The sequence below is a fragment of the Streptomyces sp. NPDC014995 genome (genome assembly GCF_043080745.1).
Taxonomy (GTDB): domain Bacteria; phylum Actinomycetota; class Actinomycetes; order Streptomycetales; family Streptomycetaceae; genus Streptomyces.
Genome location: NZ_JBIBVX010000011.1, coordinates 1 through 21,951, shown reverse-complemented (window position 1 = coordinate 21,951; position 21,951 = coordinate 1). Strand labels below are relative to the sequence as shown.

Sequence of the window (21,951 nt, the reverse complement as noted above, 5' to 3'; positions counted from 1 at the left end):
ACAAGAGCGAGGACAGACAGAGGCATGGTGTCAGGGATCAGCCGACGCGGCGGGTGGAGCGCGCCTTTCGCGGGACGAAACGGGAGACGGGTTTCCGCCGTCTGTTCAGCGCTCGGCGCCTTGGCCGTCCTGTCGGCAGGCCTGGCTCCGAGCGCGACAGCCGCAGACGTCCAGTCCCAGCAGTGGTACCTGTCGGCGATGAAGGCCGACGAGATGTGGAAGGTGAGCACCGGCAAGGGCGTCAAGGTGGCCGTTGTCGATACGGGCGTCAACCCCAACACTCCTTCTCTGAAGGGCCAGGTGCTCGCTGACGAGGTCCCCGATTCTGTCGGCTACAAGGCGACCGAAGACTGGGAGGGCCACGGAACCAGCATGGCTGAACTCATCGCTGGCACTGGGGCCGGTGGAGGCGTGAAGGGGCTTGCTCCTGGCGCGAAGATCGTCCCTTACCGGATTGCACTCAAAGGTCTGGAGAGCGAGAGTGAAGTAAAGAAGGCTCCTGCGGCGTCGGCAGTAATCAGGGCAATCGCTGACAGCGACGCCAAGATCATTAGCATGTCCTTCGGTGGCAGCATCGACTACGCCGATATGAGATCGGCCGTCAAGTACGCTCATTCCAAGGGCAAGTTGATGTTTGCCAGCACGGGCAATGACGCCGAAGAGAAGAACTTCATCGGATACCCGGCGGCCTACCCCTACGTAGTCGGCGTTGCGGCATCAGACGAGTCCGGCAAGGTCGGCAAATTCTCAGAGCACGGCAACTACGTCGACTTCGCCTCCCCCGGCCTCAACGTCCCCACCTGGTGCGACAACACCTTCCGCTCCTACTGCACCGGCGAGGGCACCAGCCAAGCCACCGCCATAGCCTCCGCCTCCGCCGCCCTCATCTGGTCCGCCCACCCCGACTGGACGGCCAACCAGGTCCTCGCCAGCCTGATCGACACCGCCGGACGCGACTGGGCGAAGGACGACCCGAGCACGTACCTCGGCTACGGGCTGATCCGCCCCCGCAAGGTGCTGGAGAACGCGAACTTCAACCCGGGCTCGGCCGGCACCGACCCGCTCGCCAAGGAGAACGCCACGGGCGTCACGGACGCCGACGGCAACACGCCCTCCGCTTCCGCATCAACCTCGTCACAGCCCTCGAAAACGACTTCAGACGGCGGGACTTCGGCGGCAGGATCGAGTTCCGACTCCTCCGACAACACCACGATGTGGGTGGCGCTCGGAGCCGCGGCAGGCGTGCTGGTCATCGGGGGCGGCGCGTTCGCGGTGATCCGTTCACGGCGAGGCGCGTGACGACCCGCCCCCGACGACTGGTGACACACCACCGTTCTGACGCGGTGACGCGTGCAGAAACGAACCACAGCTCTCACGAAAGGGAGTGCCCAAATGGTCGACCGCAAGCTCAATGACAGCGACGTAAAGCAGCTCCAGACAGAGGTCATCGACCGCTACGACAACATCCGTGCTTCGCTGGCGAAGCTCCAGGGCACGATCGACATGATCGAGAAGGCCTGGACGGGTCAGGGCGCCAACGCGTTCAACACGAAGCAGACGGAGATCAACGGCCACATGGTCGCGATCGGCAAGATGCTCGACGACTTCCTCGAGGGCATCAACATGACCGCGACCGACAAGCGCAACCTCGAAGACCAGATCGAGGCCGACCTCAAGCAGATCTCGGTAGAGGACCTCGGCGGAAAGACCTCGGCGCTCAACAGCTACTGACGAGCCCTTGGTGGCTCTGAGTCACACCGTTGTCCGGACTGTGCGGTCCGGCTGAAATCTTCAAGGAAACGAGGGAAACATGTCCGGAGTCCACTACGAGGAGCTTGCCGTCACGTACGGCACCATGGACGCGCTCGCCACCGAGCTCGGCGACCAGGCCAAGAAGCTCGAGGAGGACCTGGAGGCCCTGAAGGCGGCCGTGCTCAAGGTCTCCTCGGGCTGGGGCGGCGAAGCGTACGAGGCGTTCCAGAAGAAGTCCGGGGAGTGGGACCGGCACGCCCGGGGCATCCACGCGGCGCTGGTCCAGATCTCGCAGAAGGTCAGCACCGCCGGCGGTGACTACCGCGGCGGCGACCTGAAGGGCGCCAGCTACTTCATGTGACGCGAAGCGGCACAGCTCGACAGGGTGGGCACGCACGGGAGGTGCCCACCCTTTGTCGTACCGGTGGTTGGGGCAAGGCCCTGCCCTGGTATCCCCTCGGTCGTCCGGCACGCCTCCGGTCGCGACGAGTCGCCGGTCCCGCAACGGACGCCACGGCGGGCCCGGAAAACGCATCCGGGCCCGCCGATCCACTCCCGGCGGCAAGCCGCCGGGACGCCGTCTCAGGTGCCCCGGGACAAGCTGTCGGGGCAGCGCATGGGCAGTCCCGGAGCAAGTCGCCGGAACGCCTTCTCAGGAGCCCCGGGACACGCCGCCGGGACGCCGCATCGGCAGACCCGGAGCAAGCCGCCGGGACGCCCTCTCAGGCGCCCCGGCCCAGACCGCCGACCGTCGGGGCGCCACCTCAGGACAACTCGTCCTCGACCAACCCCACCTGCACCAACGGCTTCCCCCGCCGTCGCGAAACGAAGACCCCTCGCCCCGCGGGCATCGGCCGGGGCCGGACCCCGCCGAGGAGGTCGCCCTCCCCGGGGTCGCCGGCCAGCACCACGCCCTGTGCGCCGAGCTCCTTGATGCGCTGCATGAACGCCTCGTAGGAGGCCCGCCCCGCGCCGGCCGTGGACCGCGCGATGATGAAGCGGACGCCCACGTCCCGGGCGAAGGGGAGCATTTCCGTGAGTCCGGACAGCGGGTTGCCGCTGGACGTCGACACGAGGTCGTAGTCGTCGATGACGACGAACACCGTCGGCCCCTGCCACCAGCTGCGGTCCCGCAGCTGCTGTGCCGTCACCTCCGCGGTGGGCGTGCGGCGCTGCATCAGGTTGGCGAGGGCGGACATGTGGTGGTCCATGGCGTTGGACATGGGGATGTACTCGGCCAGGTGGGAGGGCGGGGTGACGCCCAGCAGGGAGCGCCGGTTGTCCACCACGAACAGCTTGCACTCGTCGCCGGAGTAGCGCTCCGCCAGCTGCTTGATCAGCAGGCGCAGCAGGTTCGACTTGCCCGACTCGCTCTCGCCGAAGACGAGGAAGAACGGGTCCTGCTCGAAGTCGACGAAGACCGGCTCGAGGTTGTTCTCGTCCAGGGCGAAGGCGACGCCCCGGCGCGGGAAGCGGTCGCCCGCCGGCAGATCCGTGGCCGGGAACTCCCGTGGCAGCAGCCGTACTTCGGGAGCCGGCGGGGCCTGCCAGTGCCGGGAGACCTCCGCGGCGAGCGCCTGGGTGGCGTCGGAGAGGTCCGTGTCCGAGGCGAGGCCGTCGATCCGCGGCACCGCCCCCATGAAGTGCAGCTTCTGCGGCGACACGCCGCGGCCCGGCACACCCGCCGGGATGTTCGCGGCGACCTTGCGGTCGATCTCGGAGTCCATCGTGTCGCCGAGCCGCAGCTCCAGGCGGTTCATCAGGTGGTCCTTGAGGGCGGCCCTGACCTCCATCGAGCGGGAGGCCGTCAGGACCAGGTGGATGCCGTAGCCGAGACCGCGCGCCGCGATCTCGTGGATCACCGGGTCCAGCATCTCGTAGTCCGTACGGAAGTTGCCCCAGCCGTCGATGACCAGGAAGACGTCGCCCCAGGGCTGGTCCGTCACCGAGATCTCACCCCTGGCCCGGCGGGCCCGGAAGTCGGCGATCGACGGGATGCCCGCCGAGCGGAAGTACTCCTCGCGGCGGGTCATCACGCCGTACACCTCGGCCACCGTGCGCCGCACCCGCTCCGGGTCCAGGCGCGAGGCCACCCCGCCCACGTGCGGCAGACCGGCCACCGCCGACATGCCGCCACCGCCGAAGTCGAGGCCGTAGAACTGGACCTCGTGCGGCGTATGGGTCAGGGCGAAGGAGCTGATCAGCGTGCGCAGCAGCGTCGACTTGCCGGACTGCGGGCCGCCGAGGATCTGCATGTGGCCGGCCGCGCCGGAGAAGTCCACCCAGAGGGGGTCACGGCGCTGCTCGTACGGCTTGTCCACCAGTCCGACCGGCACGACCAGACGGCCCGCGCCCTCGTAGCCCGGCTGCGTGAGGCCACGGCCCTGCACCGCGGCGAGCCCCGGCAGGAGCGCGTCGAGCGACGGCGGGCTGTCCAGCGGCGGCAGCCACACCTGGTGCGCCGACGGGCCCTGCGCCTCCAGCCGGCGCACGATCACGTCGAGGACCGTGTCCGCGAGGGCCTCGTCGACCTCCGGCTCGTCCCCGGAGGCGCGCTGCTGGGGCACCTGCACGTACCGCACCGGCACCTCGGCCGCCGTGAACAGCACCGGCCGCCGGTCCACCGGCAGCGGACCGTCGCCCAGCGCCGCCCGCTGCGTGCCCGAACGGTAGACGCCGGAGACGTACGCCGCCTTGAACCGCACCATCTCGTCCGTGCCGAACTTCAGGAAGCCGGAACCCGGCACGTTCGGCAGCTCGTAGGCGTCCGGCACGCCCAGCGCGGCGCGCGACTCCGCCGCCGAGAACGTACGCAGACCGATGCGGTACGACAGGTACGTCTCCAGACCGCGCAGCCGGCCCTCCTCCAGGCGCTGCGAGGCCAGCAGCAGGTGCACGCCGAGCGAGCGGCCGATACGGCCGATCTGCACGAACATCTCGATGAAGTCCGGCTTCGCCGTCAGCAGTTCGCTGAACTCGTCGATCACCAGGACCAGCGAGGGGATGGGCTGCAGGGGCGCGCCCGCCGCCCGCGCCTTCTCGTAGTCGTGGATGTTGGCGTAGTTGCCCGCGTCGCGCAGCATCTCCTGACGGCGGTTGAGCTCACCGCGGATGGAGTCGCCCATGCGGTCGACCAGGGTCAGGTCGTCCGCCAGGTTGGTGATCACGGCCGCGACGTGCGGCATCTGCGCCATGCCGGCGAAGGTCGCGCCGCCCTTGAAGTCGGCGAGGACGAAGTTCAGGGTCTCCGAGGAGTGGGTGACCGCCAGGCCCAGCACCAGGGTGCGCAGCAGCTCGGACTTGCCGGAGCCGGTCGCGCCCACGCACAGGCCGTGCGGGCCCATGCCCTCCTGCGCCGCCTCCTTGAGGTCGAGCATGACGGGGCGGCCGTCCTCGCCGACACCGATCGGCACGCGCAGCCGCTCGGCCAGCGATCGCGGCCGCCAGGTGCGCCGGGGGTCGACGGACGCCGCGTCACCGAGGTTCAGCAGGTCGGTGAACTCCAGGTTGGCCAGCAGCGGTTCGTCGTCGTCCCCGCCGGACGCCATCCGCAGCGGCGCCAGTTGCCGCGCGAGCACCTCCGCGGACTCGTACGAGAGGACGTCGGGCGTCCCCTCGTAGACCACGCCGTGCCCCGACTCCAGGTGCAGCACGCCGGGCTGTACGACGATGTTGAGCTCGCCGCCGGCCCTGGTCAGCTCGCCGGGGACGACCTCGAGGACCGTCACGCCCTGGAGACCCTCGGGGTTGGCCAGGAGCGAGTCCGGGGAGAGCGAGAGGCCGTCGAGGAGGACGACGATGTGCGGCTCGTCCGGCAGCGGTGCGGCGTTGGGGTGGAACCGGGGACGGCCGGTGAGCCGCGACGTGAGCAGGTTCTCCAGCTCGCGCGCGTCACCGCCGATCAGCCGGCGGCTGCCCGCGCCGTCCACGGCGTCCGGCGCCTGCACGTGCGGCAGCCACTTGGCCCACTCCCAGTGCGCCAGCTCGTCCCGGCCCGCCGCGACGACGAGTACCAGGTCCTCGGGCGAGTGCAGCGCGGCCAGCGAACCGGCCAGGGCCCGGGCCGAGGACCGTACCGACTGCGGCTCGCCGCTGATCGTCACGTGGTAGAAGGCCCGCAGCGAGACGGCCATGGGCAGGTCGTCCAGGGTGCTGTGGACGGCGAGGAAGCGCTGCAGGGCACCCGCCGTCAGCGGCTCCAGCTGCTGGACGGGGCCGGTCTCGGGCGCGATCAGCGGGGTGGCGAGCGCCTGGGCGCCCAGGCCGATGCGGACCTGGGCGAAGTCCTCGTCGCCCGGCCGCCGTTCCCACACCCGGCTGCCCTCGGCGACCAGCGCCCACAGCTGCTCGGGGGAGGGGTGGAGGTAGTACTGCGCGTCCCGCTGCGCCTTCGCCGTCTCCAGCGTGGCGCTCCGGGTGTGCGCGAGGTAGCCGAGGTAGTCACGGCGCAGGTCCGCCAACTGCCCCTGGGAGCCGCGGCGGAAGCGGACCACCATCGCGATGGACATGGCCACCGTCGAGGCGATCATCACCATGCCCATGATCCTCATGAACGGCTGCCCGCTCGTGAAGAAGAAGACCACCGAGCCACCCATGCCGAGGGTCGGCAGGAGTTGCATCAGCACGCTGTCCTGATGCCCCCGCGGTAGCTCGGGGGGAGGCTGTACGGCGATCTCGCCGGTGGGCACTTCGGACGGCAACGACCGAGGCGGCCGTTTCACGACGATGTGGCTCACTGCTCACCAATTCCCTTAGCGGCCCCGGGTAAGTACCGTCCGCCACCCCGTGTCAGGCGGACGCAGGCCGCCGCGTGATCCTACTGACTTCTCGTGCGGCGAGGGGGCGGTAGGGTGCCGGATGTTCGCGTGAGCACATGCGACTTGGGCCCAGGAGGCCGGGACATTCCGTGAGATTCGGAACGGTTCGGCGCTCCACGGCCGCCCAGCGGCGTCCGTTTCGCCGTCCGACCGGGCCCACGGGTCCGACCGGGCGCGAACCGGCGCAGGACTTTCACACCGCCGACGCGGAACCATCACTGAGGGGGAGCAGCAGGTGAGCATCACGGCCTCCGCGGCAGCCACCGGAGGAGGGCACGGAACGGGAGCCGCCTCCGGGACGGGCCTCGGCTTCTGCCGGGTCACGATCGTCGCGCCCGACAGCAGGATCGACGTGGCCCTGCCCGACGACGTCCCCGTCGTCGACATCTATCCGGAGATCCTCAGGCTCTCCCGGCAGAGCCCCGCCGAGGGCGCCCCGGTCGGCTACCACCTGGTGCGCCGGGACGGCAGGGTCCTCGACGGCTCGCGCTCGTTCGCCGCCCAGCACATCCTCGACGGCGAACTCCTCACGCTGCGCCCGTTCTCCGAGTCGCTGCCCCCGGCCGTCTACGACGACGTCTCCGAGGCGGTCGCCTCGGCCGTGACGCGCGAGCACACCCTGTGGAGCGGCGACCTGACCCGTGCCGCGGGCCTCGTCGGTGGAGGCGTCCTGCCGGCCCTGCTCGCCTTCGTCGCCTGGATGGGCGACCCGCGCCACGACATGCACTCACTGCCCGGCATCCTCGCCGCGGTCACCGGCGTCCTCCTGGTCGCCCTCGCCTGCGTTCGCGCCCGCGTCTACGACGACCGGCCCTCGGCCATCGCCCTGGGGCTCGGCGCGCTGCCCAACGTGGGAGTGGCGGGCTCCGGACTCCTGCCGCTCGCCGACGGCCAGGGCATCGGCAAGCTCCAGTTCCTCCTGGCCTGCGCGGCGGTGCTGCTCGCCGCGGTGCTCCTCACCCTGGTCTCGCCCGGCGGCGACGGGCCCTTCGTCGCCTGCGTCGTCGCCTCCGGCGTCGGCCTGGCCGCCGTGTTCGCGGCGATCCTCGCGCACTGGTCGCCGGCCGAGACCGCCGCGCTGTGCGCCCCCGTCGCGGTGGGCGCCCTGGCCTTCCTGCCCGGCCTGTCCATGCGCTTCGCCCGGCTGCCCATCGGCTTCGACGCCCCGGACACCGCGCCCCGCGGCAGCGCCTACGGCGCCGATCCGGCCCCGCAGGAGCCGGTCGACGTCGAGCGGATCACGGCTCAGGCCCGCCGCGGCCACGAACTCCTCGTCGGCCTGGTCGGCGGCTGCGCGGTGATCGCGGTCGGCGCCTGCGCGGTCCTCGGCTTCTCCGACGACCTGTGGGCCCAACTGCTCGCGCTGGCCGTGGGCATCGCCCTGCTGATGCGCGCCGGCCTGTTCCGGTACACCGCCCAGGTCGCCCCCGTCCTGGCCGCGGGCCTCGCCTCCCTGGTGCTGCTCGGACTGGGTCTGGCGCTCAACCCGCCCCTCTCGGCCTTCCGCGACGCCCTGACGGGCGACCGCACCGACCTCGACATCCGCACGATCTGGCTCATCGCGGCCATCGCGGCGGCGTCCGCGCTCGTCACCGCCATCGGGCTGATCGCCTCGCGGGGCGGCCTCACGCCGTTCTGGGGACGCTTCCTGGAGATCGCCGAGGGCTTCGTGCTGCTGACCCTGGTGCCGCTGGCGCTGGCCGTCTTCGACGTGTACGCGGCCGCGCGGGCGATGACGAGTTGAACGCGGTGCGGGAAAGGCAGGAAAGGAACGTCGAGTGAGCTTCGGCCCGCCCCCGTCCGTCTACACCCAGTCGGCGGTGTCCGCCGAGGCCGCCCGCACCAAGCGCCGCCGGAGGATGCTGCTGTGGCCGACGGCGGTCGTGCTCGTCGCGGCACTCGGCACCGGCGGTCGGCTCCTGTGGGGCGGTGATTCCGGCTCGGAGCCCGCGCCCGGGGCCACCGCCGCCCAGGGCCGGCTCGACGTGCGGGAGTCGGTCGAGGAGCCGCCCGCCGGCACCGTCGGCAGGATGGCCTTCCGCTTCTCCGTCGACGACATGGGACCCGGCGAGCACTACGAGATGCCGGGCACCTGGGCCACGGACAAGATCCTCGCCAAGGGCGTCAACAAGACCGTCGTCGGCCTGACCATCGGCACCGACGCCGCACCGGGCGACGAAAAGTGGAAGCTCCCCCTCGACGGCCCGATCTGCGGCTACACCCGCCATGTGACCGGCGAGAACCGCACCGCCGTCCTCTACCGCGCGAACACGGACGAGGGCGCCCCCTGCGACCACGTCGCCTTCTTCGACCTCGACGACGGCCGCCGGGTCTGGACGAGCGACTTCCCCCTCTCCCGCTACGCCGACGCCCCGGGCGTACCCGGGACCGGCGACAGCCAGGACACCCCGAGCGTCACCCTCACCCACGGCACGGTCGTCGTGACCTGGGGCGGCGGCACCGACGCGTACTCCATGGACACCGGCAGGCGACTGTGGCGTACCACGTCCACCGGCGCCTGCCAGGACATGGGCGCCGCCGGCGGAGGCGCGCTGATCGTCCGCCAGGAGTGCTGGAACGACGACGAGAGCCTCCCCGTCGACTCACTGGAACGCGTCGCCTACAAGGCCCGCGAGGTGGACCCGGCCACGGGCAAGGTGCTGTGGACCTACTCCGCCGCGAAGGGCATCCGGAACCTGAGCATCCCGTCCGCCGACCCGGCCGTCCTCGCGGTCCAGGCCGGCGAGATCGGCATCTCCGAGATGCTCTCCCTCGACGACAAGGGCCGGAACCGAGCCACGATCCGCCTGCGGAACGGCACCTACGAGGGGGAGTGCTCGTACGACGACTACCTCGTCGTCGACGACTGCCCGACCATCGCCGTCGGCGCCGACCAGGTCTTCCTGCGCAGCAAGGAGACGGGCGACGAGGCCAACGCCAACTGGGTCGTCGGCTTCGACCTGGCGACCGGGAACACCACCAAGAAGTTCGACTCCGGCCCCGGCTCGCTGCTGTACCCGGTGCGCATGAGCGGCGGCCGGCTCCTGGCCCTGCGCCTGACCGACGACCACATCTCGCCCAACGCGCTGGTCGCCCTGGATCCAAAGACCGGCGAGGAGACGCCGTACTTCTACTTCGGGCTGCCGGCCGAGGGCGAGCTGCTCACCATGACGGACCACAACGACGTCGTCGTCCAGGACGGGCGCCTCTTCTTCGGCGTCAGGAACGCCGACGGCCCCGCCTCCGGGAAGGCGTGGACGTACCTGGTCCTCGGTATCGAGGGCGGCGCGGCGCGGACCCCGTGACCGGACCGTGTGCGGCGGCCGACGCGAGCCGGCCGCCGCGACGGCTACGGTGCCGCCAGCCCGCCGTTGTGCGGCGCCGGCTCCAGATCGAACTCGCCGTCCCGGGCGCCCAGCACGAAGGCCCGCCACTCCGCCTCCGTGTACCGCAGCACGGTCTCCGGGTCGAGCGACGACCGCATCGCCACGGCCCCGCCGGGGAGGTGGGCGATCTCGACGCGCTCCTCGTGCTGCTCCGTACCGGGCGCGCACTGCCACTCGACCCCGGAGATGTCGAGCGCGTACAGCTCGTCCCGCTCCCGTTCCTTGCGGGCCCTGACGTCCTCGTTCGCTTCCTCCGCCATGGCGCGGCGACCCCTTCCCGACGCACGGATGATCCAACCGTTCACCCTAGTGGCAGCGCCCGTGCCGCCCGCCCGATTCGGCAACCGGTGCGAAGGCGGCCCCGGCCTGCTGGTACTCTGGCTGACGGCCGTTTGTGTACGCACCCCCGGAGCGCCGCTCTGGAGGCCGCGCCCAGCGGATCCCCGCCTCCCGAGTAACGGAAGCTTCCCCGAGACGCAGACCGGGGGCACTCGGTGGCCATCCACAGATTTCTGAGGAGTACGCGTGTCTCTCGACGCCGCAGTGAAGAAGCAGATCATCTCCGAGTTCGGTACCAAGGACGGTGACACCGGCTCCCCCGAGGTCCAGGTCGCTCTGCTGTCCCGTCGGATCTCCGACCTGACCGAGCACCTCAAGACCCACAAGCACGACCACCACTCGCGCCGTGGCCTGCTCATCCTGGTCGGTCAGCGCCGCCGGCTGCTGCAGTACCTGGCGAAGAAGGACATCCAGCGCTTCCGTGCGCTGGTCGACCGCCTCGGCATCCGCCGCGGTGCGGCGGGCGCCAAGTAGGACGCCGTGAAGGGAGCGGTTCCCGTGAGGATCGGGGGCCGCTCCCTTTGCCGTACGCACGGAAACATGCGGAGTGTCACTCACGCTTTGTAGTGTGGTAGCACAACGCAATACGGACGACACAGCACGACAAGAAGAGGAGAAGCGCACCTAGCCGCCGCCGGTCCTCGGTAGTGGCCCCCGGGGGGAAGTGAGCCCCGGGTGCTTCGATCGAAGACCGGCCCGCACCGCACGGAGCGCTTCTCCGCCACCGTCCCCCTGCCACACGGGCAGCCCGCGGGACGAAAGACGACAAGTAACGGAGAAAACGCTAGTGGAGAACGAGACCCACTACGCCGAGGCCGTCATCGACAACGGCTCCTTCGGCACCCGCACCATCCGCTTCGAGACGGGCCGCCTGGCCCGCCAGGCCGCCGGCTCCGCCGTGGCCTACCTGGACGACGACACCATGGTGCTGTCGGCCACCACCGCCTCCAAGAACCCCAAGGACCAGCTCGACTTCTTCCCCCTGACGGTGGACGTCGAGGAGCGGATGTACGCCGCCGGCAAGATCCCCGGCAGCTTCTTCCGTCGTGAGGGCCGGCCGAGCGAGGACGCGATCCTCACCTGCCGCCTCATCGACCGCCCGCTGCGCCCGTCCTTCAAGAAGGGCCTGCGCAACGAGATCCAGGTCGTCGCCACGATCATGGCGCTCAACCCCGACCACCTGTACGACGTCGTCGCGATCAACGCCGCGTCCGCGTCCACGCAGCTGGCCGGCCTGCCCTTCTCCGGCCCGATCGGCGGCGTCCGCGTCGCTCTGATCAACGGCCAGTGGGTGGCCTTCCCGACGCACACCGAGCTCGAGGACGCCGTCTTCGACATGGTCGTCGCGGGCCGCGTCCTGGAGGACGGCGACGTCGCGATCATGATGGTCGAGGCCGAGGCCACCGAGAAGACGATCCAGCTGGTCAAGGACGGTGCCGAGGCGCCGACCGAGGAGGTCGTCGCCGCCGGTCTGGACGCCGCGAAGCCCTTCATCAAGGTGCTCTGCAAGGCCCAGGCCGACCTCGCCGCGAAGGCCGCCAAGCCGACCGCCGAGTTCCCGATCTTCCTCGACTACCAGGACGACGTCCTGGAGGCGCTGACCGCCGCGGTCAAGCCCGAGCTCGCCCAGGCGCTCACCATCGCCGGCAAGCAGGAGCGCGAGACCGAGCTGGACCGCGTGAAGTCCCTCGCCGCCGAGAAGCTCCTGCCGGAGTTCGAGGGCCGCGAGAAGGAGATCTCCGCCGCGTACCGCTCGCTGACCAAGACCCTGGTCCGTGAGCGCGTCATCAAGGAGAAGAAGCGCATCGACGGCCGCGGTGTCACCGACATCCGCACCCTGGCCGCCGAGGTCGAGGCCATCCCGCGGGTCCACGGCTCCGCGCTGTTCGAGCGTGGCGAGACCCAGATCCTGGGCGTCACCACCCTCAACATGCTCCGCATGGAGCAGCAGCTGGACACCCTCTCCCCGGTGACCCGCAAGCGCTACATGCACAACTACAACTTCCCGCCGTACTCCACCGGCGAGACCGGCCGCGTCGGCTCCCCGAAGCGCCGCGAGATCGGTCACGGCGCCCTCGCCGAGCGCGCCCTCGTGCCGGTGCTCCCGACGCGCGAGGAGTTCCCCTACGCGATCCGTCAGGTGTCCGAGGCCCTCGGTTCCAACGGCTCGACGTCCATGGGCTCGGTCTGCGCCTCCACCATGTCGCTGCTGAACGCCGGTGTGCCGCTGAAGGCCCCCGTCGCCGGCATCGCCATGGGCCTGATCTCCCAGGAGATCGAGGGCGAGACGCACTACGTCACCCTCACCGACATCCTCGGTGCGGAGGACGCCTTCGGCGACATGGACTTCAAGGTCGCCGGCACCAAGGAGTTCGTGACCGCCCTCCAGCTCGACACCAAGCTGGACGGCATTCCCGCCTCCGTCCTGGCCGCCGCCCTCAAGCAGGCCCGTGACGCCCGCCTCCACATCCTCGACGTGATGATGGAAGCGATCGACACGCCGGACGAGATGTCTCCGAACGCCCCGCGGATCATCACCGTCAAGATCCCCGTGGACAAGATCGGTGAGGTCATCGGCCCGAAGGGCAAGATGATCAACCAGATCCAGGAGGACACCGGCGCCGACATCACGATCGAGGACGACGGCACCATCTACATCGGTGCGGTCGACGGCCCCTCCGCCGAGGCGGCCCGCACCACGATCAACGGCATCGCCAACCCGACGATGCCCGAGGTCGGCGAGCGCTACCTGGGCACGGTCGTCAAGACCACGACCTTCGGCGCGTTCGTCTCGCTCCTGCCCGGCAAGGACGGTCTGCTGCACATCTCGCAGATCCGCAAGCTGGCCGGCGGCAAGCGCGTGGAGAACGTCGAGGACGTCCTCGGCGTGGGCCAGAAGGTCCAGGTCGAGATCGCCGAGATCGACTCCCGCGGCAAGCTCTCCCTCATCCCCGTGATCGAGGGCGAGGAAGACGCCGGCGACGACAAGAAGGACGACGCCGACCAGTGACGTCCCGTGGCTCCAAGGCGACGGCCCGCACCTCTTCGGAGGCGCGGGCCGTCGCCCGTACCCAAACGCTCATCAAGGGCGAGAACGGCATCGGCACGGTCCGCAAGACCACCCTCCCGGGCGGCCTGCGCATCGTCACCGAGACCCTGCCCTCGGTCCGCTCCGCGACCTTCGGCATCTGGGCCCACGTCGGCTCCCGCGACGAGACCCCGGCTCTGAACGGCGCCACCCACTACCTGGAGCACCTGCTCTTCAAGGGCACCACCCGCAGGTCCGCCCTGGACATCTCCTCCGCCATCGACGCGGTCGGCGGCGAGATGAACGCGTTCACGGCGAAGGAGTACACGTGCTACTACGCGCGCGTGCTCGACGCCGACCTGCCGCTGGCGATAGACGTCGTCTGCGACATGCTGACGGGCTCCCTCATCCTCGAGGAGGACGTCAACGTCGAGCGGGGCGCCATCCTCGAGGAGATCGCGATGACCGAGGACGACCCGGGCGACTGCGTGCACGACCTGTTCGCGCAGACGATGTTCGGCGACAACCCCCTCGGCCGCCCGGTCCTCGGCACGGTCGACACGGTCAACGCCCTCACCGCCGACCGCATCCGCCGCTTCTACAAGAAGCACTACGACCCCACCCACCTCGTGGTCGCCGCCGCCGGCAACGTCGACCACAACAAGGTCGTACGCCAGGTCCGCGCCGCCTTCGAGAAGGCCGGCGCCCTCACCGACCCCGACGCCGCGCCCATCGCCCCGCGCGCCGGCCGGCGCACGATCCGCACCGCGGGCCGCGTCGACCTGATCGGCCGCAAGACCGAGCAGGCGCACGTCGTCCTCGGCATGCCCGGCCTGGCCCGCACCGACGACCGCCGCTGGGCCCTCGGGGTGCTCAACACGGCCCTCGGCGGCGGGATGTCGTCACGGCTCTTCCAGGAGGTCCGGGAGAAGCGCGGCCTGGCCTACAGCGTCTACTCGTACACCTCCGGCTTCGCCGACTGCGGCCTGTTCGGCGTGTACGCCGGCTGCCGGCCCAGCCAGGTGCACGACGTGCTGAAGATCTGCCGCGACGAACTCGACCACGTCGCCGAGCACGGCCTGTCCGACGACGAGATCGGCCGCGCCATCGGCCAGCTCAAGGGCTCCACCGTCCTCGGCCTGGAGGACACCGGTGCGCTCATGAACCGGATCGGCAAGAGCGAGCTGTGCTGGGGCGAGCAGATGTCCGTCGACGACATGCTGACCCGGATAGCGGCCGTGACCCCGGACGAGGTCCGCTCGGTGGCCCGCGAGATCCTGGGACAGCGCCCGTCGCTGTCGGTCATCGGCCCGCTCAAGGACAAGCAGGCGACCCGTCTGCAGGACGCCGTGGCCTGACACCCGTACGTCCTCGGAAAGCCCCGAGAGTCCCTTCGGAAAGTACCCCGGTAAGGAAGCAAGAGATGAGCAAGCTGCGCGTGGCGGTCCTCGGTGCCAAGGGCCGCATCGGGTCCGAGGCGGTACGGGCGGTCGAGGCCGCCGAGGACATGGAGCTGGTGGCCGCCCTGAGCCGGGGCGACAAGCTGGAGACGCTGACGGAGGCCGGCGCCCAGGTCGCCGTCGAGCTGACCACCCCGGCCTCGGTCATGGACAACCTCGACTTCTGCGTACGGCACGGCATCCACGCCGTGGTCGGCACCACCGGCTGGACCGACGAGCGCCTCGCGCGGCTCGAGGACCGGCTGGCCGAGTCCCCGGGGACGGGCGTGCTCATCGCGCCGAACTTCTCCATCGGGGCCGTGCTGACGATGAAGTTCGCGCAGATCGCCGCGCCCTACTTCGAGTCCGTCGAGGTCGTCGAGCTGCACCACCCGAACAAGGTGGACGCCCCCTCCGGCACCGCCACGCGCACCGCCCAGCTCATCGCCGAGGCCCGCCGCCGGGCCGGCTCCGCCCCGGCCCCGGACGCCACGGTGACCGCCCTGGACGGCGCCCGCGGCGCGAACGTCGACGGAGTCCCCGTCCACGCCGTGCGCCTGCGCGGTCTGCTGGCCCACCAGGAGGTCCTGCTGGGCGGCGAGGGCGAGACCCTCACCGTCCGGCACGACTCCCTGCACCACAGCAGCTTCATGCCGGGCATCCTGCTGGGCGCCCGCCGCGTGGTGACGACCCCGGGCCTGACCTTCGGCCTGGAACACTTCCTCGACCTGAACTGAGCCCGACACCCATGCGCGCGAAGCTGTCCTACGCCCTCACGGCCGCCGTCCTGGTCGTCTACTTCGTCCTGGTCGGCAGCCGCGGCGTCATGCTCATCCAGTCCGGCACGGTCCTCACCGTCACCTTCGGCGTGGCCGTGCTGATCCTGCCGGTCATCGGCGTCTGGTTCCTGTGGAAGAACACCCAGTTCGTCCACCGGGCCAACCGGCTCGCCGCCGAACTCGACGCCGAGGGCGGCCTGCCCGTCGACGAGCTGAAGCGCACCCCCAGCGGCCGGATCGACCGCGACTCGGCCGACGAGGTCTTCGCCCGGCGCAAGGCCGAGACGGAAGCCGCCCCCGACGACTGGCGCACCTGGTTCCGCCTCGCCGTCGCCTACCACGACGCCCGGGACACCCCGCGCGCCCGCAAGGCGATGCAACAGGCGATCACCCTGCACCGGACCTCACGGCAGCAGGCCGCGCACTGACGCACACGCCCGTGGGCCCGGCCGGCACGCGCCGGCCGGGCCCACGGGCGTGTGCTCAGCGCTCAGTGCGGCCGGTACTCCTCGGCCCACGCCTCCACCGAGTCCGCCGCCCGGTCGAACGCCTCGACCCTGGCGAGGAAGTCGGCGCCGTGCGTGGTCAGCAACGGCAGCGAGTCCTCCACGGCGCGGTCCCGCCGTACGAGCGTCAGGGCCTGGCCCTGCACGGTCCGCGGCAGACCGAGCCAGCGCACCGGCTGCTGCACGGTCCGCACGGCCACGACCCGCTCCCAGGGCACCGTCCGCGTGCGGAAGAACGCCACGTGCCGCAGCCCGCGCGCACTGACCCACACGCCCATCCGCAGCAGCCGCAGCGCACAGGCGATCACCAGCAGCGAGATGCCGAAGATCGCACCGGCCTCGGACACGGTGCCGGTCAGCGCGATCACGACCGCCGCGAACAGCACGTACGAGGCGAGCAGCAGGCACAGCGCGGCCACGCCGACCCGCCACGGCCCGGGACGGTAGGGCCGCCGCCAGCGGTCACGGTCGTCGAAGGGCAACGGCACATCATCCGCTGCCTCGAATGCGCGGTCGGCCGTCAGGAAGGGCAGGGGCACGGCTGGTCCTCACTCGATCCAGGCTGGGGCTGTGCCCGGTGAGGTTATCCGCCTGTGCCTGCCCCCACCACCTTCGGGGGCCCGGATGGAGTCAGCGCCCCTGGGACGCCTGCGACTGCTGGGTCTGCGCCGAGTGGTCCAGGGTGAGCGCGGGCATCCCGATGACCAGGGAACCCACCAGCGCGGCCACGATGGTGAGCCCCAGAAGCCAGCGCCCGGCCATCTGTCCGATGGTGGACCGCTCGGGAGGTGGGGGAGCGACATTGCTGCGGAACCGGTCGGCCTCGGCAAGGAAGGCGAAGGGGACGGGTTCACGCCGACGGAACATGGGCGGTGCATCTCCTCTCGGGGACTCGAAAGCATCACTGTCATCACCACAGACGAACGAGTGCCACGAAAGGTGCCCGCTTGCCCCGAATTCACAGATCTTCACCGAAGATGTCGCGCCCCGGCACCGAACGCCCTGATGTCAGTGGCGGCCCGTAGAGTGTTCGCCGCCCCGAGAAGTGCCTGCGCAGTGATGGAAGGACCCTCCCACCCGTGACCGATACCCCCGCCGACGACCTGAAGCCGACCTTTCGCAGCGACGTCACCGTCGAGTTGGTCAAGCACACCGCGTCCGACGCGGACGTCTTGTTCGCGGCCCGCGTGTCGACTGTCGGCGAGCAGTCCCTGGACGAGCTGGACAAGGACCCGGAGCGCTCGAAGGGCCTGATCAACTACCTGATGCGGGACCGCCACGGCAGCCCCTTCGAGCACAACTCGATGACCTTCTTCATCAGCGCCCCGATCTTCGTCTTCCGGGAGTTCATGCGCCACCGGGTGGGCTGGTGCGTCGCCGGTGACACGGAGATCACGCTGGTCAGCGAGGCCGGAAAGGTGCGGCGCCGCTCGATCGAGGACCTGTACGAGCTGTGGCATCTGGGAGTCGAGGACCGCTTGCCGCACTCGGCGGGCGGTGTGACCTGGCACGCCCGCGCGCAGAAGTGGATGGCGCAGGTTCGGCGCGGGGAGACCGACCACTACCTGGGGCTCTACGACAGCCGTGAGGCGGCCGACTCCGCCGTCGCGGAGTTCCGCGAGCAGCACCCGTCCACCCGTCTGCGCAAGCTGGAATCCGTCCGGCGCAACCACGTCCGCTGCTACGACGAGGAAACGCTGACGGCGCAGAGCGCCCAGATCCTGGACGTGATCCAGTCGGGCGTCAAGCGGCTGATCAAGATCACCACTGCCGGCGGCAAGGTCCTGCGCTGCACCGTCGACCATGCGGTGCTCACCCCGGACGGCTGGCGAAAGGCCGGCGAGCTCACGGTCGGGGACGCGGTGATGGCGGCGGGGACGGCGCCCCGCCCCTCGGAGCGGCTGGTCCCTCCCAGCCTCCGTCGTGGCGTCGGGGTCTGGACCTCGATGCAGCGCGACCGCCTGATCGGGGAGACCGACACCTGCCACCTCTGCGGCGAGTCCTTCGCACGCGAGGACCTCGCGCTCGATCACGTCGTTCCCGTGGCTGACGATCTCACCCGCGCCCTCGACGAGCGAAACCTCGCGCCTGCCTGCGAGCCCTGCCATGCGGCCAAGAGCGCCGATGAGCAGCAGCTGGCTCGTCGCGGTGGGGAGATCGCTGTGGCCCTTCCCGATCCCGTCGTGTCCATCGAGACGGACGGCGAGGAGATGACGTACGACCTCACCGTGGACGGACCCTGGCACAACTTCCTGGCCAACGACATCGTCGTCCACAACTCCTACAACGAGGAGTCCGGTCGGTACCGTGAGCTCCAGCCCGTCTTCTACCTGCCCGGAGAGGACCGCAAGCTCGTCCAACAGGGACGTCCGGGCAAGTATGAGTTCGTGCCGGGCAGCGAAGCGCAGCAGGAGATCGTGCAGCGTTCGATGCAGGACTCGTACATCCAGGCGTACGAGCGCTATCAGGAGATGCTCGCCGCCGGTGTCGCCCGCGAGGTCGCCCGCGCGGTCCTCCCCGTCGGCCTGTTCTCGTCGATGTACGCCACCTGCAACGCCCGCTCGCTGATGCACTTCCTCGGCCTGCGCACGCAGCACGAGCTGGCGAAGGTCCCGTCCTTCCCGCAGCGGGAGATCGAGATGGTCGGCGAGAAGATGGAGGCCGAGTGGGCCAAGCTCATGCCCCTCACCCACGCGGCCTTCAACGCCAACGGCCGCGTCGCCCCTTAGCGGAAGACGTATGTGCGGATCAGCCTGGCGAAGTGTCCGTATTGCGGCATTTAGAGAAGTTCATCTAGCCTGATCAAACGGACCCGGCACTGCTTGAACCCCCGAGCAGGCAGTGCCGGGTTCCCTCTTTGTCACGACTTGTCGCCCGCCCCGAGGGCAGACCCCGCCCTGAGCAACGAGTAGCGTGTTACCCATGGCTCCGACCTCCACTCCGCAGACCCCCTTCGGGCGGGTCCTCACCGCCATGGTCACGCCCTTCACGGCGGACGGCGCACTCGACCTCGACGGCGCACAGCGGCTCGCCACCCACCTGGTGGACGCAGGCAACGACGGCCTGATCATCAACGGCACCACCGGCGAGTCACCCACCACCAGCGACGCGGAGAAATCGGACCTGGTACGAGCCGTCCTGGAGGCCGTCGGCGACCGGGCGCACATCGTGGCCGGAGTCGGCACCAATGACACCCGCCACAGCATCGAGCTGGCGCGCGCGGCGCACAGGACGGGCGCACACGGCCTCCTGGTCGTCACCCCGTACTACAACAAGCCCCCGCAGGAGGGCCTCTACCGGCACTTCACGGCCGTCGCCGACGCCACCGAGCTGCCGGTCATGCTCTACGACATCCCCGGCCGCAGCGGCGTCCCGATCAACACCGAGACGCTCGTCCGCCTCGCCGAGCACCCCCGGATCGTCGCCAACAAGGACGCCAAGGGCGACCTCGGCCGCGCCAGCTGGGCCATCGCCCAGTCGGGTCTGGCCTGGTACTCCGGCGACGACATGCTGAACCTGCCGCTGCTCTCCGTGGGCGCGGTCGGCTTCGTCTCCGTCGTCGGCCACGTCGTCACCCCCGACCTGCGCGCCCTCGTCGACGCGTTCGTCGCCGGCGACGTCCAGAAGGCCACGGAGATCCACCAGAAGCTGCTCCCGGTCTACACGGGCATGTTCCGCACCCAGGGCGTCATGACCACCAAGGCCGCACTCACCCTTCAGGGCCTGCCCGCGGGGCCGCTGCGCGCCCCCATGGTCGAGTGCTCCCGCGAAGAGATCGAGCAGCTCAAGATCGATCTTGCTGCGGGCGGGGTACAGCTGTAACACCAGACTTCACAACTGAATACAGCAGGCCACCGGTGCCTGCGCCTTCCATCAGGACAACTGCTTCTGCACGAACGTCACGCGCGCCACGTGCCCGACCGGTACGTGGCGTGTGTGGTTGAGGAGAGTCTTTTGAGTCATCCGCATCCCGAACTGGGCCCGCCCCCTCCGCTCCCCAAGGGCGGCCTGCGGGTCACCCCACTCGGCGGCCTCGGCGAGATCGGCCGCAACATGACGGTCTTCGAGTACGGCGGCCGCCTGCTGATCGTCGACTGCGGAGTGCTCTTCCCCGAGGAGGAGCAGCCCGGAATCGACCTGATCCTGCCGGACTTCTCGTCCATCCGGAACCGCCTCGACGACATCGAGGGCATCGTCCTCACCCATGGCCACGAGGACCACATCGGCGGCGTCCCCTACCTCCTGCGCGAGAAGCCGGACATCCCGCTGATCGGCTCCAAGCTGACCCTCGCCCTCATCGAGGCCAAGCTCCAGGAGCACCGCATCCGCCCGTACACCCTGGAGGTGGCGGAGGGGCACCGCGAGCGCATCGGCCCCTTCGACTGCGAGTTCGTCGCGGTCAACCACTCCATCCCGGACGCCCTGGCGGTCGCCATCCGCACGCCGGCCGGCATGGTGGTCCACACCGGCGACTTCAAGATGGACCAGCTTCCGCTGGACAACCGTCTGACGGACCTCCACGCGTTCGCGCGGCTGAGCGAGGAGGGCATCGACCTCCTTCTCAGCGACTCCACGAACGCCGAGGTCCCCGGCTTCACGCCGCACGAGCGCGACATCTCCAACGTGCTGCGCCAGGTCTTCGGCAGCGCGCGCAAGCGGATCATCGTGGCGAGCTTCGCCAGCCACGTCCACCGCATCCAGCAGATCCTGGACGCGGCCCACGAGTACGGCCGCCGGGTCGCCTTCGTCGGCCGCTCGATGGTCCGCAACATGGGCATCGCCCGCGACCTGGGCTACCTCAAGGTTCCGCCGGGCCTGGTCGTGGACGTCAGAACCCTCGACGACCTTCCCGACCACGAGGTGGTCCTGGTCTGCACGGGCTCCCAGGGTGAGCCGATGGCCGCCCTGTCCCGGATGGCCAACCGCGACCACCAGATCCGCATCGTCGACGGCGACACGGTGATCCTGGCGTCGTCGCTCATCCCCGGCAACGAGAACGCGGTCTACCGCGTGATCAACGGCCTCACTCGCTGGGGAGCGAACGTCGTCCACAAGGGCAACGCCAAGGTGCACGTCTCCGGCCACGCGTCCGCGGGCGAGCTCCTGTACTTCTACAACATCTGCCGCCCGAAGAACCTGATGCCGGTCCACGGGGAATGGCGCCACCTGCGCGCCAACGCCGAGCTGGGCGCCATGACCGGCGTCCCGCACGACCGCATCGTCATCGCCGAGGACGGCGTCGCCGTCGACCTCGTCGAGGGCAGGGCCAAGATCTCCGGCAAGGTCCAGGCCGGTTACGTGTACGTCGACGGCCTCTCGGTCGGCGACGTGGGCGAGCCGGCGCTGAAGGACCGGAAGATCCTGGGCGACGAGGGCATCATCTCGGTCTTCATCGTCATGGACGCCTCCACCGGCAAGATCACCGGCGGTCCGCACGTCCAGGCCCGCGGTTCGGGCATCGAGGACTCGGCCTTCGCGGACGTCATCCCGAAGATCACCGAGGTCCTCGAGCGCTCGGCCCAGGACGGCGTGGTCGAACCCCACCAGCTCCAGCAACTGGTCCGCCGCACGCTGGGCAAGTGGGTCTCCGACACGTATCGGCGCAGGCCGATGATCCTCCCGGTCGTCGTGGAGGTCTGACCCGCGAACGACCTCTCGTACGCGTGAACTCGGAGCGGGGCGCCTCGATTTGCATCGGGGCGCCCCGCTCCAGTACGTTTACGGCTCCGCCCGAACGGGAACCCGGCTGCTTCGCGCACCGGGGACAACGTCCCGGAGGGGCGGGAAAACCGACTCAGAACTTCTGATAAAGTCGGAACCGCCGGAAAGGAAACCGCGAAACAAAAGCGGGAACCTGGAAAGCACCGAGGAAATCGGATCGAGAAAAGATCTGATAGAGTCGGAA

At 70.0% G+C, this 21,951-nt stretch carries 17 protein-coding genes and 1 pseudogene; 14 read left to right on the top strand and 4 right to left on the bottom strand.

The window, feature by feature from the left end; translation table 11 throughout:
• The first annotated feature begins 198 nt into the window (after window positions 1-198).
• The 3 genes from ACF1A1_RS22100 to ACF1A1_RS22090 all read left to right on the top strand — a co-directional run bounded on the left by ACF1A1_RS22100 (window position 199) and on the right by ACF1A1_RS22090 (window position 2,113).
• Window positions 199-1,299: a S8 family serine peptidase gene (locus ACF1A1_RS22100; RefSeq protein WP_392002047.1), complete on the top strand. Its 1,101-nt coding sequence runs from the start codon at window positions 199-201 to the stop codon at window positions 1,297-1,299.
• Between the two features lie 93 nt (window positions 1,300-1,392).
• A complete protein-coding gene (locus tag ACF1A1_RS22095; RefSeq protein ID WP_392002046.1) occupies window positions 1,393-1,731 on the top strand; it encodes a WXG100 family type VII secretion target in 339 nt (112 codons plus the stop codon).
• Between the two features lie 79 nt (window positions 1,732-1,810).
• On the top strand, window positions 1,811-2,113 hold the full coding sequence (locus tag ACF1A1_RS22090; protein WP_392002044.1) for a WXG100 family type VII secretion target: 303 nt from the start codon (window positions 1,811-1,813) through the stop codon (window positions 2,111-2,113).
• 403 nt (window positions 2,114-2,516) lie between these two features.
• Here the strand turns inward: ACF1A1_RS22090 and eccCa are convergent, their stop codons facing one another.
• Complete coding sequence (gene eccCa, locus ACF1A1_RS22085) at window positions 2,517-6,488, bottom strand: type VII secretion protein EccCa (protein WP_392002042.1); 3,972 nt, start codon at window positions 6,486-6,488, stop codon at window positions 2,517-2,519.
• Between the two features lie 316 nt (window positions 6,489-6,804).
• Here eccCa and eccD point away from each other — a divergent pair, with 316 nt between their 5' ends.
• Together eccD and ACF1A1_RS22075 are read left to right on the top strand one after the other, a co-directional pair.
• Window positions 6,805-8,313, top strand: a complete 1,509-nt coding sequence (eccD, locus tag ACF1A1_RS22080) for a type VII secretion integral membrane protein EccD (protein ID WP_392002041.1) — start codon at window positions 6,805-6,807, stop codon at window positions 8,311-8,313.
• Between the two features lie 34 nt (window positions 8,314-8,347).
• A complete protein-coding gene (locus ACF1A1_RS22075; protein WP_392002039.1) occupies window positions 8,348-9,874 on the top strand; it encodes a PQQ-binding-like beta-propeller repeat protein in 1,527 nt (508 codons plus the stop codon).
• A gap of 44 nt (window positions 9,875-9,918) precedes the next feature.
• Here the strand turns inward: ACF1A1_RS22075 and ACF1A1_RS22070 are convergent, their stop codons facing one another.
• A complete protein-coding gene (locus tag ACF1A1_RS22070; RefSeq protein WP_392002038.1) occupies window positions 9,919-10,215 on the bottom strand; it encodes a DUF397 domain-containing protein in 297 nt (98 codons plus the stop codon).
• A gap of 265 nt (window positions 10,216-10,480) precedes the next feature.
• On the opposite strand from ACF1A1_RS22070, the gene rpsO reads away from it, so the two are divergent.
• From rpsO to ACF1A1_RS22045, 5 genes are all read left to right on the top strand, one after another.
• Window positions 10,481-10,768, top strand: coding sequence for a 30S ribosomal protein S15 (gene rpsO, locus ACF1A1_RS22065; protein ID WP_351323622.1), 288 nt, complete (start codon window positions 10,481-10,483; stop codon window positions 10,766-10,768).
• 313 nt (window positions 10,769-11,081) lie between these two features.
• Window positions 11,082-13,304, top strand: a complete 2,223-nt coding sequence (locus ACF1A1_RS22060; protein WP_392002037.1) for a polyribonucleotide nucleotidyltransferase — start codon at window positions 11,082-11,084, stop codon at window positions 13,302-13,304.
• On the top strand, window positions 13,301-14,680 hold the full coding sequence (locus ACF1A1_RS22055; protein WP_392002035.1) for a M16 family metallopeptidase: 1,380 nt from the start codon (window positions 13,301-13,303) through the stop codon (window positions 14,678-14,680). The genes ACF1A1_RS22060 and ACF1A1_RS22055 overlap by 4 nt, the downstream gene beginning before the upstream one ends.
• Window positions 14,681-14,745: 65 nt before the next feature.
• A complete protein-coding gene (gene dapB, locus ACF1A1_RS22050) occupies window positions 14,746-15,498 on the top strand; it encodes a 4-hydroxy-tetrahydrodipicolinate reductase (protein ID WP_392002033.1) in 753 nt (250 codons plus the stop codon).
• A gap of 11 nt (window positions 15,499-15,509) precedes the next feature.
• Entirely contained in the window at window positions 15,510-15,968 is a 459-nt protein-coding gene (locus tag ACF1A1_RS22045; protein WP_392002032.1) for a hypothetical protein, read from the top strand.
• A 62-nt stretch (window positions 15,969-16,030) separates the two neighbouring features.
• Here ACF1A1_RS22045 and ACF1A1_RS22040 read toward each other — a convergent pair whose 3' ends face one another.
• Complete coding sequence (locus ACF1A1_RS22040) at window positions 16,031-16,585, bottom strand: hypothetical protein (RefSeq protein WP_392002031.1); 555 nt, start codon at window positions 16,583-16,585, stop codon at window positions 16,031-16,033.
• A gap of 91 nt (window positions 16,586-16,676) precedes the next feature.
• Entirely contained in the window at window positions 16,677-16,913 is a 237-nt protein-coding gene (locus ACF1A1_RS22035; RefSeq protein ID WP_392002029.1) for a hypothetical protein, read from the bottom strand.
• 212 nt (window positions 16,914-17,125) lie between these two features.
• Here ACF1A1_RS22035 and ACF1A1_RS22030 point away from each other — a divergent pair.
• From ACF1A1_RS22030 to ACF1A1_RS22015, 4 genes and pseudogenes are all read left to right on the top strand, one after another.
• Window positions 17,126-17,416 (top strand): annotated as a pseudogene (locus ACF1A1_RS22030) (FAD-dependent thymidylate synthase); the annotation flags it as partial.
• The gene (thyX, locus tag ACF1A1_RS22025; protein ID WP_392002410.1) at window positions 17,396-18,775 is read left to right on the top strand and encodes an FAD-dependent thymidylate synthase; all 1,380 of its coding nucleotides are present in this window, start codon (window positions 17,396-17,398) and stop codon (window positions 18,773-18,775) included. The pseudogene ACF1A1_RS22030 and the gene thyX, both read left to right, overlap by 21 nt.
• Window positions 18,776-18,968: 193 nt before the next feature.
• Window positions 18,969-19,868: a 4-hydroxy-tetrahydrodipicolinate synthase gene (dapA, locus tag ACF1A1_RS22020; protein ID WP_392002028.1), complete on the top strand. Its 900-nt coding sequence runs from the start codon at window positions 18,969-18,971 to the stop codon at window positions 19,866-19,868.
• 132 nt (window positions 19,869-20,000) lie between these two features.
• Window positions 20,001-21,686: a ribonuclease J gene (locus tag ACF1A1_RS22015; RefSeq protein ID WP_392002027.1), complete on the top strand. Its 1,686-nt coding sequence runs from the start codon at window positions 20,001-20,003 to the stop codon at window positions 21,684-21,686.
• Window positions 21,687-21,951 lie beyond the last annotated feature (265 nt).

Coding starts and splice junctions, on each gene's coding strand:
- ACF1A1_RS22090 (WP_392002044.1), top strand. CDS start 1,811: ATGTCCGGAGTCCACTACGAGGAGCTTGCCGTCACGTACGGCACCATG.
- dapA (WP_392002028.1), top strand. CDS start 18,969: ATGGCTCCGACCTCCACTCCGCAGACCCCCTTCGGGCGGGTCCTCACC.
- dapB (WP_392002033.1), top strand. CDS start 14,746: ATGAGCAAGCTGCGCGTGGCGGTCCTCGGTGCCAAGGGCCGCATCGGG.
- ACF1A1_RS22070 (WP_392002038.1), bottom strand. CDS start 10,215: ATGGCGGAGGAAGCGAACGAGGACGTCAGGGCCCGCAAGGAACGGGAG.
- ACF1A1_RS22045 (WP_392002032.1), top strand. CDS start 15,510: ATGCGCGCGAAGCTGTCCTACGCCCTCACGGCCGCCGTCCTGGTCGTC.
- ACF1A1_RS22095 (WP_392002046.1), top strand. CDS start 1,393: ATGGTCGACCGCAAGCTCAATGACAGCGACGTAAAGCAGCTCCAGACA.
- ACF1A1_RS22100 (WP_392002047.1), top strand. CDS start 199: ATGAAGGCCGACGAGATGTGGAAGGTGAGCACCGGCAAGGGCGTCAAG.
- ACF1A1_RS22035 (WP_392002029.1), bottom strand. CDS start 16,913: ATGTTCCGTCGGCGTGAACCCGTCCCCTTCGCCTTCCTTGCCGAGGCC.
- thyX (WP_392002410.1), top strand. CDS start 17,396: ATGCGCCACCGGGTGGGCTGGTGCGTCGCCGGTGACACGGAGATCACG.